This is a genomic window from Mycobacterium talmoniae (genome assembly GCF_001854525.1).
Taxonomy (GTDB): domain Bacteria; phylum Actinomycetota; class Actinomycetes; order Mycobacteriales; family Mycobacteriaceae; genus Mycobacterium; species Mycobacterium talmoniae.
In genome coordinates this window covers 1-16060 of sequence record NZ_MLQM01000132.1, presented here as the reverse complement: position 1 = coordinate 16060, position 16060 = coordinate 1, and the positions used below count along the sequence as shown (strand labels likewise).

Here is a 16060-nt window from a genome sequence, read left to right as displayed (position 1 = left end):
CCCGCCCCGCCCGGCGCCCGCCCCCCCGCCCCCCGCCGGCCACCCCGCGCGGCTCGGTCACCGGGTCGGAGACCATCTGGCGGGCCGTCGCCAAGGCCCGCGAATCCGGGAAACCGGTGGTGGCGTCGATGGGGTCGGTGGCCGCCTCCGGCGGCTACTACATCTCCGCCGGCGCCGACACAATCGTGGCCAACCCCGGCACCATCACCGGCTCGATCGGGGTGATGACCGGCAAGCTGATCGCCCGCGAACTCAAGGACCGCCTCGGGGTCGGCAGCGACACGGTGCGCACCAACGCCAACGCCGACGCCTGGTCGATCAACGCCCCGTTCACCGCCGAACAGCAGGCCCAGGTGGAGGCCGAAGCCGACCTGTTCTACGACGATTTCGTGGCGCGGGTCGCCGAGGGACGCAAGCTGTCCACCGAGGCGGTCGATCAGGTGGCCCGGGGCCGGGTGTGGACCGGCGCCGACGCGCTGGGCCACCACCTGGTCGACGAACTCGGCGGGCTGCGCACCGCGATCCGCCGGGCCAAGGTGCTGGCCGGGCTGGACCCCGACGCCGAGGTGCGCACCTTCAGCTACCCGGGGTCGTCGCTGTGGGAGTTCCTGCGGCCGCGCCCGTCCTCGCAGCCGGCGGCGGCGTCGCTGCCCGACGCGGTCGGGGCGCTGCTGGTGCGCTCGCTGGTCGGGATCGTCGACCAGGCCGACCGGACGCTGTCCGGGGCCAGCGCGCTGTGGCTGGGGGAGCCCCGGCTGTAGGGCTCACCCCGAGCCGAGGTCAGCGGATGGCCAGGCCGGTCAGCGCCCGCGAGATGACCAGGCGCTGGATTTCGCTGGTGCCTTCGAAGATGGTGAAGATCTTCGCGTCCCGGTGCATGCGCTCCACCGGGTAGTCGCGGGTGTACCCGTTGCCGCCCAGGATCTGGATGGCCTCGTCGGTGACGTACACCGCGGTCTCGCTGGCCACCAGCTTGGCCATCGACCCCTCGGCGTTGTCGAAGCTGTGATTGTTGCGCGCCATCCAGCCGGCCCGCCACACCAGCAGCCGGGCCGCGTCGATACGGCTCTTCATGTCGGCGAGCTTGAAGGCGATCGCCTGGAATTCACCGATCTTGCGGCCGAATTGTTCGCGCTGGCAGGCATAGTCGAGGGCGTACTCGTAGGCGGCGCGGGCCACCCCGACGGCCATCGCGCCGACGGTCGGGCGGGTGCGTTCGAACGTCTTCATCGCGGCCTGCCCGCGTGCCGACGCCCCGGATTTGACCCGGGCGACGCGCGCCTCGAACTTCTCGCGACCACCCAGGATCAGGTCCTCGGGCAGGCGGACGTCGTCGAGCACCACCTCGGCGGTGTGGGAGGCCCGGATGCCGTGCTTTTTGAACTTCTGGCCCTGCACCAACCCGGGGGTGCCCGGCGGGATGATGAACGTGGCCTGCCCGCGTGAGCCGAGTTCGGGGTACACCGACGCGACCACGATGTGCACGTTGGCGATTCCGCCGTTGGTGGCCCAGGTCTTGGTGCCGTTGAGCACCCATTCGCGGGTCGCCTCGTCGTAGCGGGCCCGGGTCCGGATGGCGCCGACGTCGGATCCGGCGTCGGGTTCCGAGGAGCAGAACGCCCCGAGCTTGGGGTCCTCGGCGGTGCCGAACATCTCCGGCAGCCAGCGGGCCAGCTGGTCGGGAGTTCCGTTGCCCGCCAACGCCGCCGCGGCCAGGCCGGTGCCCATGATGGACAGCGCGATGCCGGCGTCACCCCAGAACAGTTCCTCGAACACGGTGAGCATCCCCAGCCCGCTCGGTTCGCCGGCCTGCTGGCCGAAGAACTCCGGGGAGTACAGCCCGATCTTGGCCGCCTCGGCGATGATCGGCCACGGCGTTTCCTCCCGCTCGTCCCATTCGGCGGCCGCGGGGCGGACGACCTCGGCGGCGAACCGGTGCACCCAGTCGCGCACCTCGATCACCTCATCGCTGAGCTGCAGTGCGAACGTCATCTGGTTCCTCCTGGTGGTCAACGTTTTTTCGTGATGGTGTGCCGCCGCAGCACAGCGGTGACCTGGTCGACCCACGCCTCGAAGAAGCGGTCGTCGTCGACGTTGCCGGGGGTGCGCCGGGTCAGCGCCCGCAACGAGGCGAAGTACGACAGCGCGGCGATCGCCACCGCGGCGGTGGCCTGCGGGTCCGGAATCCGGGTCCGGCCGGCGTCGTTGGCGGCGGTCAGTTCATCGGCGAAGCGCTGGTAGGCGTTGTCGGTGATGATCCGCCAGGTCTGTTCATCCAGGTCGCCGAGCTCGTCGGGTTCGCGCAACATCACCCGCAGCAATTCTTGGCTGTCGGTGAGGTTGCGCCAGATCAACTCGCCGGCCGCGCGCACCGCCCCCTCGACGCTGTCCGGGGTCCGCGCGTCGTACTGCTGGCGCGCGGCCACGATGCCGGCGGTGCGGTGCGCCACCGCCGCCTCGAGCAGGGCGCGTTTGGAGGAGAAGTGCTTGTAGAGCGCACCGGAACCCGCGGCCAGGCCGCAGGCCTGCTGGATATCGGCGACCGACGTCGCGGCGTAGCCCTTCGCGGCGAACAACGCCAGCGCCGCGGTCAGCAGCTGGTCACGGGTCGAGCCGGGCATGAGGAGAGAGAGTACTCACTCACCACGTCGACGGCAAAACGGCGGAATACATTAGTCTTGATGTATGAAGACCATCACGGTCAATGTAAGCGAGCCGGTCTACGAGGATTTCCAGCGCGCGTCGAAACGCCTCGGCCGTCCCACCTCGGAGCTGATTCGTGAGGCCATGGAGCAGTACCGCCGCGAACGTCTTCGTCCCGGCAACGACCTGCGCGGCTTTCGGCCGCGCGCGCTGGGCGCGGTGCTGCAACCGTTGACATCCGAGGACGACCTGCTCTCGGAGATGCTCGGGCCGGGATCGTGATCGGTGTCGACACGAGCTTCCTGGTCGGCCTGACCGTCGAGGAACACCCCGCGCACCGCGCCTGTTGGGAACTATTCGATGCCGAGATCGTCGGCAAGCCGGCGTCGATCGCCATTACCGCGCAGGTGCTGACCGAGTTCTGTCACGTCATCACCGACCAACGGCGGTTCGAGCGTCCACTGGAGATGACCGCGGCGCTGGATCTGTGTGAGCAATGGTGGCATGCCGAAGAGTCGCGGGTGGTGGTCGCCGACGCCGAGGTGGGTGCGGTCTGGTCGGCGTGGATCCACGAGCGGAGGTTGGGACGGAAACGGTTGCTCGACACCATGCTTGCGGCGACCTATTATCGGGCGGGCGTTCGCCGGATCGCGTCGACCAATTGGCGCGACTTCGCCGGTTACGGGGTTTTCCAAGTGGAGCGCCTGTAGGTCACCGCCGTTGACTCTGCGCGTACCAGGCACAAGGTCGAGTGGAGTGCCTGGTAGACGCAGAGTCAACGCGGGGGGTTGGCCCGCAGGTAGCCGTAGATCCCGGCGAAGCCGGCGTTGACGTCGTCGGGCAGCGGCACCGGCCCGCCCAGCGCCCGTGCCCCCCAGACGATTTGGGCGGTGCGCTCCACCAGCGCGGTCACGTGCAGGGCCTTGTCCGGGCGCGGCGCCACCGCCACCATGCCGTGGTTGGCGATCAGCGCCGCCGCCCGACCCTCCAGGGCGCGGACCGCGTTGGCGCCGACCTGCGGGGTGCCCGACGCGGCGTAGTCGGCGCAGCGGATATCCCCGCCGCAGTACACCGCGAACTCGTCGAGGCAGGCCGGAATCGGTTGGTGCGCAACGGCGAACATGGTGGCCCAGACCGGATGGCTGTGGATGACGGCACCGATGTCGTCGAACGCGGCGAAACAGGCCAGGTGCAGGGCCATCTCGGTGGACGGCGACCGGCCGTCGGCCGCGTGCAGCACCGCGCCGTCGGGGTCGACCAGCACCAGATCCTCCAGCGTCATCGCCGCGTAGTCGACCGAGGACGGGGTGATCACCAGGTTGCCGTCTTCGCGGCGGGCCGAGATATTGCCGGCCGTGCCCTCCACCAGGCCGCGGCGCAGCATGTCCTTGGCGGCGGCCAGCACCGCGGCCTCCGGGTCGTCGACGAATCTCATGCGGTCAGCACCTCCGGGTTGACGAGGCGGGCGGGCGTGCCGCCCGACAGCAGCTCCTCGAGGTCATCGGCCACCATCTGGGCCTGCCGGGCCTCGGTGTTCCACGTGGCCCCGCCGATATGCGGGGTCAGCACCACGTTGGGCATCGCCGCCAGCGGGTGGTCGGCCGGCAGCCACTCCCCGGCGAAATGGTCCAGCCCCGCGGCGGCCACCTTGCCGCTGCGCAGCGCGCCGACCAGCGCGTCGGTGTCGTGCAGCTGGGCCCGGGCGGTGTTGAGGAAGACCACCCCGTCCCGCATGGCCGCGAACTGCCGTGTCCCGATCAGCCCGACGGTGTCGTCGGTGACCGGCGCGTGCAGCGACACGATGTCGGATTCGGCGAGCACCTCGTCGAGGCCGTGGCGCGCCTCGTCGTTGTAGGGGTCGTAGGCGATCACCCGCAGGCCCAGGCCGGTGAGGCGCCAGCGCAGCGCCCGACCCACCGCGCCCAGGCCGATCAGCCCGGCCGTCGCGCCGGCGATCTCCCAGGCGCGGAACCGCTGATAGGGGAGGGTGCCGTCGCGGAACGTCTCCCCGGCCCGCACGTCGGCGTCGGCGACCAGCAGGTGCCGGGTGGCGGCCAGCAGCAACGCGACCGTCATCTCGGCGACCGCGTTGGCGTTGCGGCTCGGGGTGTGCAGCACCGGGATTCCGGCCGCGGTGGCGCCGGCGACGTCGACGTTGGTGGGGTCGCCGCGGGTGGCGGCGATCGCCCGCAGCCCGCAGTCGAATACCGGCCCGGCCACCGCGTCGCTCTCGGTCACCAGCACGTCGACGGCCTCCGCGCGGACGCGGTCGGCCAGCTGCTCGGGGGTGTAGATCCGCAGCGGGGCCGCCTCGATCCACGGGTCGTAGACCACGTCGAGCAGCCGGCGTAGCTTGTCGAATCCCGCACCGCGCAGCGGGGCGGTCACCAAGGCTCGGGTCGCGAAGGCCATGTGCTGAGTCTGCGCTATGTGCTTGTCCGGTTCGAGGCCAACCGCCCGACGCTGTGACATCCCGCACCGATCCCAAGGATGCCCGCGCGTAGAGGACCGCGGTCCGTTAACGTGTACGGAGTGCTTACTGCGGAGCGACGATCGGAGGCCCGTACCACCCGAACTAGGGGGTTGCCGTGGTGAATCTGCTGAAGCGGCGATGGGTGCCACTGGTGGTGGTGTTGGCGCTTGCCGTCGGCGGCTTCGCCGTCTACCGGCTGCATGGGATTTTCCCGATCACCAGTTCCTCCCGGCTCGACCCGCGCAGCATGACGCCGCCGTATGCCGCCAAAAGCGCCACGTACGAGATCGTCGGCCCGGCCGGGACGGTCGGCGTGGTGAACTGGATGGACGAAAAGGCCCAGCCCCGGCAGGAAAATTTCACGACGCTGCCGTGGTCGCGCACGATCACGGCGCGACTGCCCGGCATCTTCGCCTACGTGGTGGCGCAGGGCAACAGCGGCTATATCGGTTGCCGGATCACCGTGGACGGCAGGCTGGTCGATCAGCAGTCCGCACACGCCCGGAACGCCCAAATCTCGTGCCTGGATAAATCGGCATGAACAACGAGCCGCCCCAGCATCCGCTCGGCCGCAAAATCCGTCTCCTGGCGGTACCGATCATCCTCATCTGGCTGGCGCTCGCGGTCGTCCTGAACGTGTTCGTGCCGCAACTGGAGAAGATTGCCGCGGAGACCTCGGTCCCGTTGTCGCCCACCGAGGCGCCGTCGGTGTCCGGGATGAAGCGGATCGGCCAAAAATTCCAGGAATATGATTCCGACAACCTGGTTTTGGTCACCCTCGTCGGTGACCAGCCGCTGGGCGAGGACGCCCACAAGTATTACGACGACCTGGTCCGTCAGCTCAAGCAAGACACCGACGACATCCGCTACGTCATGGACTTTTGGGGTCATCGGTTCACCTCGTCGGGCGTCGAGAGCTTCGACCACAAATCCGCCTATGTCCAGGCGTATTTGGTCGGCAACCAGGGCGGGGCGCGCGGCAACAAGTCGGTGGACTCGGTCCGCAAGATCGTCGCCAATTCGAAACCGCCGCACGGGGTGAAGGCCTACGTCGCCGGCCAGGGCGCGCTGACCGCGGACACCATCGAGGCCGGCGACAAAAGCATGCTCAAGATGACGATGATCACTGTCGTCGTCATCACGATCATGCTGCTGTTTGTATACCGCTCGATCGTCACCGTGTTGCTGTTGCTGTTCGTCGTCTTCGTCGAACTCGCCACCAGCCGGGGCGTGATCGCGCTGCTGGCCGCGCACGGCGTCATCGGGCTGTCCACCTTCGCCGTCAACCTGCTCACCGCGCTGGCGATCGCCGCCGGAACCGACTACGCGGTATTCCGGCTCGGCCGCTACCACGAAGGACGCAGCTCCGGCATGGGCCGGGAAGCCGCCTACTACGACACCTTCAGCGGCGTCACCAAGGTCATCGTCGGTTCGGGCCTGACCATTGTCACCGCCACGTTCTGCCTGCGCTTCACCCGGCTGCCCTATTTCAATTCCCTGGGCGTGCCCTGCTCGATCGGGCTGCTCGTAGTGATGACCATCGGGCTGACGCTGGGGCCTGCCGTGATGACCGTGGCCAGCCATTTCGGGCTGCTGGATCCCAAGCGCGAGTTCAACTATCGACGCTGGCGCCGGCTGGGGACGGCCATCGTGCGCTGGCCGGCACCGATCCTCGCGTCGGCGCTGGGGCTGGCCGCGGTGGGCGCGTTCGGCCTGGCCGGATTCAAACCGATGTACAACGAACGCTACTACCTGCCCAACGACGTCTCCTCCAAAGAGGCCTACGACGCGGTCGGGCAGCATTTTTCCGAGGCCCGGCTGAATCCCGATCTGCTGATGATCGAAACCGACCACGATTTACGCAATCCGACCGACCTGCTGGTCTTGGACCGGGTCGCCAAAAACCTGTTCCGGCTGCCGGGCATTGAACGGGTGCAAAGCATCACCCGGCCACTGGGCCCGCCGATCGAACACGGGTCGGTCGCCTTTCAGCTCAGCGTGCAAAGCGCGCCGATCCGGGACAACCTGCAATACCTCAAGGATCGGGTGGCCGACCTGATGACGATCACCGGTGACCTGGACACCATGATCGGCGTGCTGGAGCACACCTACGATTTGACGCGGCAGCTGACCGATGCCACCCACGCCACGGTGGGCGACATGCGCAAGCTCGAAGACACCACCAAGGAAGTCCGGGACCATATCGCCGATTTCGACGATTTCTGGCGCCCGATGCGCAACTACTTCTACTGGGAGCCGCACTGTTTCGACATCCCGATGTGCTGGTCGCTGCGGTCACTGTTTGACGGGCTCGACGGCTTCGACAAACTCGCCGAGAACACCGAGGCGCTGGTCGCGGACTTCGACACGATCGACAAGCTGATGCCGCAGTTGCTCGCCCAGATCCCGCCGATGATCGACGTCTCGAAGTCGATCAGGGACACCACGCTGACCATGTACAGCTCGTTCAACAGCCTGGTGACCCAGTTCGATCGGCTGACCGACACCAATTCCGTGATGGGGCAGGCGTTTGACGATTCGAAGGTGGACGACTCCTTCTATCTGCCGCCGGAGGTGTTCGACAACTCGGACTTCCAGCTGGGGTTGAGCCTGATGGTGTCGCCGGACGGCAAGGCGGCCCGCTTCATCATCACGCACTCCGTTGACCCCGCGACCTCCGAGGGCATCGCCACCGTCGACGCCGAACGGCTGGCGGCGCGCGAGGCGCTCAAGCTGACCGCGTTATCCGACGCGAACATCGAACTCGGCGGCACCGCCGCGACCTACAAGGACATCGCCGACGGCGCGGAATTCGACCTGCTGATCGCGGCGGTGGCCTCGATCATGCTGATCTTCATCATCATGATCCTCATCACCCGGGCGCTGGTCGCCGCGATCGTGATCGTCGGCACCATCGTGTTGTCGCTGGGCGCCTCCTTCGGGTTCTCCACGCTGATCTGGCAGCATATTCTGCATTTCCAACTGCACTGGGTGGCACTGGAATTCGCCCTGATCGTGCTGTTGGCGGTGGGGTCTGATTACAACCTGATGCTGGTGTCGCGGTTCGAGGAGGAAATCGGCGCCGGATTGAAGACCGGCATCATTCGCGGCATCGGCAGCACCGGCCCGGTGGTGACGGCCGCGGGCATGGTGTTCGCCTTCACGATGGGTTCGATGATCACCAGCGATCTGCGGTCCATCGGCCAGTTCGGCACCACGATCGGCATCGGCCTGTTGTTCGACACATTGGTGGTGCGCTCGCTGATCACCCCGTCGATCGCCGCCCTGCTGGGCCGCTGGTTCTGGTGGCCGAAACAGGTCCGCGTCCGCCCGGCCAGCCAGATGCTGCGCGCGGTGGGGCCCCGGCCGTTAGTGCGTGCGCTGCTGCATGATCCGGGTCCGCCGCGCGGTCCCGCCACCGACCGTCCGCTGTCGTCGGGTTAGCGCACGGTGTCGCACGGGTCGGGTCCAGCGGTGACGATCGGCATCGATGTCGGCACCGCGGCCGTCAAGGCGGTGGCCGTCGACGAGGACGGCCGGGTGAGCGCGCGGACCCGCATCCCGCATCAGCTGCGGGCGCCGGCCCCCGAGCTGCTGGAGCACGACGCCGAGGCGGCCTGGCGGCGCGGCCCCCGCGCGGCGCTTCACCAGTTGGCCCGGCCCGACGCGGTCGCGGTGGCGGTGTCCGCGATGGTGCCGTCGCTGACCGCGGTGGACGCGGCGGGCACGCCGCTGACCCCCGGACTGCTCTACGGCGACCGCCGCGGCCGGGTCCCTTCGGACCCCGCCGCCTCGTTGCCGCCGACCGGGGAGGCCGCCGAATTCGTGCGCTGGACGGCGGCCGCCGCCCCCGAGGCGGCCGGCTACTGGCCGGCGATGGCGGTAGCCAATCACGCGCTGGCCGGGGAGGCGGTGGTCGATTTCGCCACCGCCTACACCGCGCTGCCGCTGTTCGACGGCACCGGCTGGAGCCGGCAGGCGTGCGCCGACCACGGCGCGACGGTCGAAGCTATGCCCGCGGTCGCGGCGGCCGGGACGGCGGCGGGCCGCGTCGGCGACACCGTGCTCGGTGTCGGGGCAATCGACGCCCTGTGCGAACAGCTGGTGTCCGGCGCCGACCGCGATGGCGACGTGCTGGTGCTGTGCGGCACCACCCTGATCGTGTGGGTGACCGCGCCCGGGACGCCGCGGATGCCGGGGTTGTGGACGATTCCGCACACCGCGCCCGGCAAATCCCGCATCGGCGGGGCCAGCAACGCCGGCGGACTGTTCCTCGGCTGGGTGGATCGGGTTCTGGCGCCGGGGGATCCGGCCGCCGTGGATCCGCGGCGGGTGCCGGTGTGGTCGCCGTATCTGCGCGGCGAGCGCACCCCGTACCACGACCCGGATCGGCGCGGCGCGCTGGACGGGCTCGACCTCACCCACGACGCCGCCGCGGTGCGCCGCGCCGCCTACGAGGCGTCGGGTTTCGTGGTGCGCCAGCTCATCGAGCTCAGCGCGGTGCCGGCGGCGCGGATCATCGCCAGCGGCGGCGGCACCCGGGTGCGGCCGTGGCTGCAGGCCCTCGCCGACGCCACCGGCCTGCCGGTGCAGGTGTCCGCCGTGGCCGAAGGCGCCGCGCTGGGCGCCGCGTTTTTTGCCCGGATGGCGGTCGGCCTGGAGTCGTCGATGACCGACGCCGCCCGCTGGGCCGGCATCGAGGCGACCGTCGACCCCGACCCGGCCTGGGCGAGTGCGATGGCGGACCGCTACGGCCGCTTCCTGGAACTGGCCCGGTAGTTCGCCGGGCCGCTAGCCGCCGAACGTGTAATCAGACCGGAATTTCGGCGCAAAAGTCGGTCTGAGTGCACGTTCGGCGCAGGCCGGGGCGCGGCGCAGCTGAGCCGGTTAGCGCAGGGTGCCGGAGATGAAGATGATTTCGCCGAGCGGATCGTCGTCGCCGGGCGCGGGCACCTCAAGGCCGTTGCGCACGAACAGCTCCGCGCGCGGGGTGCCAGCGACGCCCCAGCCCTTGCCGCCCAGGTAGTCCACCACGTGGTTGCGCGCCCCGGCGTATACCAGCGACGCCATATCGATGTCCACGCCGTGGTCGCGGAGCGGGCGCGAGGCCTCGCGGGCCTGCTCGGCGTCGAAATCGGCGATGCCCGGCACGTATTCGGTGGCGATCGTGCTGCCCGGCACGCTCAGCGCGGTGATGTTGTCGAACAGCCGGTCCTGCGCGTCGGGCGGCAGGTAGATCAACAGCCCCTCGGCCAGCCAGGCGATCGGCGCGGAGGTGTCCAACCCGGCCGCGCGCAGCGCCGCGGGCCAGTCGCCGCGCAGGTCGATGCCGACGGTGCGCCGCGTCGCGGTGGGCTCGGCCCCCAGACCGGCCAGGGTGGCGGTCTTGAAGTCGATCACCTGCGGCTGGTCCACCTCGTAGACCACCGTGTCGGGCGGCCAGCCCAGCCGGTAGGCGCGGGCATCCAACCCGGACGCCAGGATCACCGCCTGGCGCACCCCGGCGGCGGCTGCGTCGACGAAATAGTCGTCGAAATACTTGGTACGCACCGCCATCCCGTCGATCATCGCCTGCATTCGAACCGGCGAGGCGTCTTCGATCATCGACAGGTCCAGGTCGCCGTCGAGCATCTTGACGAAGAAGTCCACCCCCACCGCACGGACCAGGGGTTCGGCGAACGGATCGTCGATCAGCTTGCGCGGATCCTTGGTCGCCATGGCGCGGCCGGCCGCAACCATGGTGGCGGTGGCGCCCACGCTGGACGCCAGATCCCAGGTGTCGTTATCGGTGCGGGCCACGGCGACGGCTCCTATTTCAAGGTGGCGATGATGGACATGGAATTACGCATCGCCGCCAGTAACTCGTTGTCCGGGTACTCGCGGCCGTACTCGGCGAACACCGCCGAGCGGGACCGCGCGGCAACCTCCCAGCCCTGATTGCGCAGGTAATCCCCGGCCGGGTTGCGCTCACCGGTGTAGAACAGGTCGGACAGGTTGACGTCGAACCCGAGCTCACGCCAGTGGTTGCCGATCGCCCGGCTGCGTTCGGCCATCGCCGCGCCGCCGTCGGGATGGTATTCGGTGGCCAGTTGGCTGCCCGGCGCGCTCAACGCGGTGATGTTGTCGAACAGCCGGTCCTGCGCCTCCGGCGGCAGATACGCCAGCAGCCCCTCCGCACTCCAGGCGGTCGGCTGGCTGACATCGAACCCGGCCGCCCGCAGCGCCGCCGGCCAGTCGTCGCGCAAATCGATGCTGACCGGCCGCAACTCGGCGGTGGGGGTCGCGCCGATCGACGCCATGGTGGTGGCCTTGAACTCGATCACCTTGGGCTGGTCGATCTCGTAGACCACGCTGCCCGCCGGCCAGGCCAACCGGTAGGCCCGGGAATCCAGCCCGGACGCCAGGATCACCGCCTGCCGGATCCCGGCGTCGGCGGCACCGAGGAAAAAGTCGTCGAAGAACCGGGTGCGCACCGCCATCACCGCGGTCATCACCCGCGGCGCGGCGGCGTCCTCGTCGCCGTCGGGCAGCTCGATCTTGCCGTCGACGATCCGGGTGAACAGGTCGACCCCGACCGCGCGCACCAGCGGCGCGGCGTACGGGTCCTCGATGAGCGGGTCGGTTTCCCGGCTGGCCAACGCCCGCGCGGCCGCGACCATCGTCGCCGTCGCCCCCACGCTGGAGGCCAGGTCCCAGCTGTCGCCTTCAGAACGGGTCATGGCCGGCTACCCCAGGATCCCGCTGACATACGTCAGGTCGGTGAAACCGCTGCCGTCGTCGGGTAACGGCTCCAGCCCATTCGCGGCGAACAGGTCGTTGATGCGGTGGCCGCTGACTTGCCAGCCGTGATCGGCCAGGTAGGCGGCGGCCTCATTGCGGTCACCGAAGTAGACCAGCTCGGTCAGGTCCAGATCCAGGCCGTGGTTGCGCCACTGCTCGGCCACGCTTTGCATGCGCTCCCGCACCTTGGCTTCCCGCTCCTGCCGCTCGGCGGGATCACGCCGCGGCGAGCTTTCGGTGGCGAACCGGCTGCCGGGCGCCGACAGGGCGGTGACGGTGTCCAGCAGCCGGTCCTGGGCCTCCGGCGGCAGGTAGCCCAACAGCCCCTCGGCGCTCCAGGCGGTGGGCTGCGCCGGGTCGAAACCGGCGGCCCGCAGCGCCGCGGGCCAGTCGTTGCGCAAGTCGATGGCCACCGCGCGGCGCTCCGCGGTCGGGCTGGCGCCCAACTCGGCCAGGGTGCGGGTCTTGAACTCGATGACCTCGGGCTGGTCGATTTCGTACACCGTGGTGCCGGCGGGCCAGGCCAACCGGTAGGCCCGGGAGTCCAGTCCGGCCGCCAGGATGACCGCCTGCCGGATCCCGGCCTGGGTCGCCTCGGTGAAGAACTCGTCGAAGAACTTGGTGCGCACCGCCATGTTGTCGGTCATTCGCTGCAGACCCGGCCCGGCGGACCCGTCGGTGGCGATGTCGGCGGCGGTCAGCTCGCCGGTGGCCAACCGGGTGAACACGTCCACCCCGACCGCGCGGACCAGCGGTTCGGCGAACTGGTCGGTGATCAGCGGGTGCTCGGCACGAGTGGCCAACGCGCGGGCCGTGGCGACCATGGTGGCGGTCGCGCCCACGCTCGAGGCCAGATCCCAGGTGTCGTTATGCGTGCGCGCCATGTCAGGACCCCTTTTGCGTGGAGAGGGAAGGAGGACAACTCGTTACTTAGCCAATATAACCAGCCATCCGAACTGTACGCCCGCCGCCTGAACGTTGGCTGAGGGTGCCCCGGCGGGTCGGCGGCCGCCTCACCATTACGGGCCCGCCTGCGCCAGCTGTTACTCTCGTAGACTGCTTGACGCGCGCTGGATAAGTGGGGTCGCATTCCATTCCCTGCGGGTCGGCGCACGCAACGCAGGACTAACCGAACGCTGGCCAGACCAGCCCATTTGGCACGCCGCGACCAGAGCTCGGCTGCGCAGGAGGAAGAGTGCTCTCGGCTTTCATCTCGTCACTGCGAACAGTCGACCTGAGACGGAAGATCCTGTTCGCGCTGGGCATCATCGTCCTGTACCGGCTGGGGGCGGCGATCCCCTCGCCGGGGGTGGACTACCCGAAGGTGCAGCAGTGCATCACCGAGGTCACCGGCGGTGAGGCGGCGCAGGTCTACTCGTTGATCAACCTGTTCTCCGGCGGCGCGCTGCTGCAGCTGTCGGTGTTCGCGATCGGCGTGATGCCCTACATCACCGCCAGCATCATCGTGCAGCTGCTCACCGTGGTGATCCCGCGGTTCGAGGAGCTGCGCAAAGAAGGCCAGTCCGGCCAGAACAAGATGACCCAGTACACCCGGTACCTGACCGTGGCGCTGGCCATCCTGCAGGCCACCAGCATTGTGGCGCTGGCCGCCAACGGCGGGTTGCTGCAAAGCTGCACCGTCGCCCACGACATCATCGCCGACCCGAGCATCTTCACCCTGATCGTGATCGTGCTGGTGATGACGGCCGGCGCGATCCTGGTGATGTGGATGGGTGAGCTGATCACCGAGCGCGGCATCGGCAACGGCATGTCGCTGCTGATCTTCGTCGGGATCGCCGCCCGGATCCCGATCGAAGGCAAATCCATCCTGCAGAGCCGCGGCGGGCTGATCTTCACCGCGGTGTGTGTGGCCGCGCTGGTCATCATCGTCGGCGTGGTGTTCGTCGAGCAGGGCCAGCGCCGCATCCCGGTGCAGTACGCCAAGCGGATGGTGGGCCGGCGCATGTACGGCGGCACCTCCACCTACCTGCCGCTCAAGGTCAACCAGGCCGGGGTGATCCCGGTGATCTTCGCGTCGTCGCTGATCTACATCCCGCAGCTGGTCACCCAGCTGGTCAAAAGCGGCAGCGGCGGCCTCGGCAACGGCTGGTGGGACAAGTTCGTCGGCAGCTACCTGTCCGACCCCAGCAACCCGGTCTACATCGCCATCTACTTCGGGCTGATCATTTTCTTCACCTACTTCTACGTGTCGATCACGTTCAACCCCGACGAACGCGCCGACGAGATGAAGAAGTTCGGTGGCTTCATCCCCGGTATCCGCCCGGGCAAACCCACCGCGGACTACCTGCGGTTCGTGCTGAGCCGCATCACCCTGCCGGGCTCGATCTACCTGGGCCTGATCTCGGTGCTGCCCAACCTGTTCCTGCATATCGGCAATACCGGCACGGTGCAGAATCTGCCGTTCGGCGGCACCGCGGTCCTGATCATGATCGGTGTCGGGTTGGATACCGTCAAACAGATCGAGAGCCAGCTGATGCAGCGCAACTACGAAGGGTTCCTGAAGTGAGAGTCGTACTACTGGGACCGCCCGGCGCCGGCAAGGGCACCCAAGCGGCGAAGTTGGCCGAGAAGCTCGGCGTTCCGCAGATCTCCACCGGCGACCTGTTTCGGCACAACATCGCCGAGGGCACCGAGCTGGGCCGCCAGGCCAAGCGCTACCTCGACGCCGGCGACCTGGTGCCGCCGGAGCTGACGAACGCGCTGGTCGCCGACCGCATCGACCAGCCCGACGCCGCCAACGGCTTCATCCTCGACGGCTACCCGCGCTCGGTGGAACAGGCCGAGGCGCTGCACGACATGCTCGAAGCCCGGCAGACCAAGCTGGACGCGGTGCTGGAGTTCCGGGTGTCCGAGGAGGAACTGCTGCAGCGGCTCAAGGAGCGCGGCCGCGCCGACGACACCGCCGAGGTCATCCACAACCGGATGAACGTCTACCGCGACGAGACCGCGCCGCTGCTGGACTACTACCAGCACGAGCACGAGCTGCACGCCGTGGACGCGGTGGGCAGCCTGGACGAGGTGTTCGCCCGGGCCCTGCACGCCCTGGGCCGCTAGCCGATGATGGCGCTGCCCCGGTTACGCAGCAAAAGGGTCGTCGCCCAACGCAGCGCCGCTGAACTCGACGCGATGGCCGCCGCGGGCGCGGTGGTCGCCGCCGCGCTGGCCGCCGTCCGCGCCGCGGCCGTGGCCGGGGTGTCCACCCTGGACCTCGACGAGGTCGCCGAATCGGTGATCCGCGACGCCGGCGCCACCCCCTCGTTCTTGGGCTATCACGGGTTCCCGGCGTCGATCTGCAGCTCGGTCAACGACCGGGTGGTGCACGGCATCCCGTCCGCCACCGAGATCCTGGCGGCCGGGGACCTGGTGTCCATCGACTGCGGTGCGATCCTGGACGGGTGGCACGGCGACGCCGCCATCACCTTCGGGGTGGGGCCGCTGGACCCGGCCGACGAGGCGCTCTCGGCGGCGACCCGGGCGTCGATGGAGGCCGGGATCGCGGCGATGCTGCCCGGCAACCGGCTCAGCGACGTCTCGCACGCGATCGAGTCGGGCACCCGCGCCGCCGAGGACAGCCACGGCCGCAAATTCGGCATCGTCGCCGGCTACGGCGGGCACGGGATCGGCCGGCAGATGCACATGGACCCGTTTTTGCCCAACGAGGGCGCCCCGGGCCGCGGTCCGCTGCTGGCCGTCGGTTCGGTGCTGGCCATCGAACCGATGCTGACCCTGGGCACCACCGCGACCGTCGTGCTCGACGACGAATGGACCGTCAAAACCGCCGACGGCTCGCGGGCCGCCCACTGGGAACACACCGTGGCCGCCACCGAGGACGGGCCGCGGATCCTGACCGCCGGGTAGCGGGCGGCGCACCGCGGTGAACTGAACCCGCGGCCGCGTCGTGTTACTGGCATCGTCCCGAGTTAGGGGAACAGATGGCCAGGCAGCATCGGGTGGTCGACCACATCGTCGAGCACCTCGCCGGAATCGGCGTCGACTACCTCTTCGGTGTCGACGGTGCCAACATCGAAGACCTCTACGACGCAGCGCATTTCTGCTCCGGTGTCACCGCGATCCTGGCCAAGCACGAGTTCTCCGCGGCGACGATGGCCGACGGCTACGCCCGCAGCCGCCCGGGGCTGGGGG

The 16060-nt window shown here is 69.1% G+C and carries 17 protein-coding genes; 10 read left to right on the top strand and 7 right to left on the bottom strand.

What is annotated here, in order from left to right; translation table 11 throughout:
* Positions 1 to 761 (top strand): S49 family peptidase (locus BKN37_RS19870; protein WP_131823655.1); only part of this gene is annotated, 761 nt, incomplete at its 5' end.
* 19 nt (positions 762 to 780) lie between these two features.
* Here the strand turns inward: BKN37_RS19870 and BKN37_RS19865 are convergent.
* Both BKN37_RS19865 and BKN37_RS19860 read right to left on the bottom strand, forming a co-directional pair.
* Positions 781 to 1992 (bottom strand): acyl-CoA dehydrogenase family protein, encoded by a 1212-nt coding sequence (locus BKN37_RS19865; protein ID WP_071028684.1) that lies wholly within the window; start codon positions 1990 to 1992, stop codon positions 781 to 783.
* A gap of 17 nt (positions 1993 to 2009) precedes the next feature.
* Entirely contained in the window at positions 2010 to 2621 is a 612-nt protein-coding gene (locus tag BKN37_RS19860; protein ID WP_071028683.1) for a TetR/AcrR family transcriptional regulator, read from the bottom strand.
* Positions 2622 to 2685: 64 nt separating this feature from the next.
* On the opposite strand from BKN37_RS19860, the gene BKN37_RS19855 reads away from it, so the two are divergent.
* The gene (locus BKN37_RS19855; RefSeq protein ID WP_071028682.1) at positions 2686 to 2925 is read left to right on the top strand and encodes a ribbon-helix-helix protein, CopG family; all 240 of its coding nucleotides are present in this window, start codon (positions 2686 to 2688) and stop codon (positions 2923 to 2925) included.
* Positions 2922 to 3353, top strand: coding sequence for a type II toxin-antitoxin system VapC family toxin (locus BKN37_RS19850; protein WP_071028681.1), 432 nt, complete (start codon positions 2922 to 2924; stop codon positions 3351 to 3353). Before BKN37_RS19855 ends, BKN37_RS19850 begins: the two co-directional genes overlap by 4 nt.
* A 65-nt stretch (positions 3354 to 3418) precedes the next feature.
* Here the strand turns inward: BKN37_RS19850 and BKN37_RS19845 are convergent, their stop codons facing one another.
* Both BKN37_RS19845 and BKN37_RS19840 read right to left on the bottom strand, forming a co-directional pair.
* Positions 3419 to 4078: an L-fuculose-phosphate aldolase gene (locus BKN37_RS19845; RefSeq protein WP_071028680.1), complete on the bottom strand. Its 660-nt coding sequence runs from the start codon at positions 4076 to 4078 to the stop codon at positions 3419 to 3421.
* Positions 4075 to 5055 carry an NAD(P)-dependent oxidoreductase gene (locus tag BKN37_RS19840; RefSeq protein WP_071028679.1) on the bottom strand — a complete coding sequence of 327 codons (981 nt, stop codon included), beginning with the start codon at positions 5053 to 5055 and terminating at the stop codon, positions 4075 to 4077. Before BKN37_RS19840 ends, BKN37_RS19845 begins: the two co-directional genes overlap by 4 nt.
* Before the next feature lie 179 nt (positions 5056 to 5234).
* Here BKN37_RS19840 and BKN37_RS19835 point away from each other — a divergent pair, with 179 nt between their 5' ends.
* From BKN37_RS19835 to BKN37_RS19825, 3 genes are read left to right on the top strand one after another with little or no spacing between them, the layout of a single operon-like run.
* Positions 5235 to 5657, top strand: a complete 423-nt coding sequence (locus tag BKN37_RS19835) for an MmpS family transport accessory protein (protein WP_194074225.1) — start codon at positions 5235 to 5237, stop codon at positions 5655 to 5657.
* Positions 5654 to 8560 (top strand): MMPL/RND family transporter, encoded by a 2907-nt coding sequence (locus tag BKN37_RS19830; RefSeq protein WP_071028677.1) that lies wholly within the window; start codon positions 5654 to 5656, stop codon positions 8558 to 8560. The genes BKN37_RS19835 and BKN37_RS19830 overlap by 4 nt, the downstream gene beginning before the upstream one ends.
* Positions 8561 to 8566: 6 nt before the next feature.
* Positions 8567 to 9895 (top strand): xylulokinase, encoded by a 1329-nt coding sequence (locus tag BKN37_RS19825; protein WP_095407142.1) that lies wholly within the window; start codon positions 8567 to 8569, stop codon positions 9893 to 9895.
* A 108-nt stretch (positions 9896 to 10003) separates the two neighbouring features.
* On the opposite strand, the gene BKN37_RS19820 is transcribed toward BKN37_RS19825, so the two are convergent.
* The 3 genes from BKN37_RS19820 to BKN37_RS19810 are packed head-to-tail and all read right to left on the bottom strand — an operon-like array spanning position 10004 to position 12780.
* Entirely contained in the window at positions 10004 to 10915 is a 912-nt protein-coding gene (locus BKN37_RS19820) for a class I SAM-dependent methyltransferase (RefSeq protein ID WP_071028675.1), read from the bottom strand.
* Positions 10916 to 10926: 11 nt separating this feature from the next.
* On the bottom strand, positions 10927 to 11835 hold the full coding sequence (locus BKN37_RS19815) for a class I SAM-dependent methyltransferase (RefSeq protein WP_071028673.1): 909 nt from the start codon (positions 11833 to 11835) through the stop codon (positions 10927 to 10929).
* 6 nt (positions 11836 to 11841) lie between these two features.
* Positions 11842 to 12780 carry a class I SAM-dependent methyltransferase gene (locus BKN37_RS19810; protein WP_071028671.1) on the bottom strand — a complete coding sequence of 313 codons (939 nt, stop codon included), beginning with the start codon at positions 12778 to 12780 and terminating at the stop codon, positions 11842 to 11844.
* Between the two features lie 311 nt (positions 12781 to 13091).
* On the opposite strand from BKN37_RS19810, the gene secY reads away from it, so the two are divergent.
* From secY to BKN37_RS19790, 4 genes are all read left to right on the top strand, one after another.
* Positions 13092 to 14423: a preprotein translocase subunit SecY gene (secY, locus tag BKN37_RS19805; protein WP_071028669.1), complete on the top strand. Its 1332-nt coding sequence runs from the start codon at positions 13092 to 13094 to the stop codon at positions 14421 to 14423.
* The gene (locus BKN37_RS19800; RefSeq protein WP_071028668.1) at positions 14420 to 14971 is read left to right on the top strand and encodes an adenylate kinase; all 552 of its coding nucleotides are present in this window, start codon (positions 14420 to 14422) and stop codon (positions 14969 to 14971) included. The genes secY and BKN37_RS19800 overlap by 4 nt, the downstream gene beginning before the upstream one ends.
* A gap of 3 nt (positions 14972 to 14974) precedes the next feature.
* On the top strand, positions 14975 to 15775 hold the full coding sequence (gene map / locus BKN37_RS19795) for a type I methionyl aminopeptidase (protein ID WP_071028667.1): 801 nt from the start codon (positions 14975 to 14977) through the stop codon (positions 15773 to 15775).
* 74 nt (positions 15776 to 15849) lie between these two features.
* The coding region (locus tag BKN37_RS19790) for a thiamine pyrophosphate-binding protein (RefSeq protein ID WP_242657303.1) at positions 15850 to 16060 on the top strand (211 nt) is incomplete at its 3' end.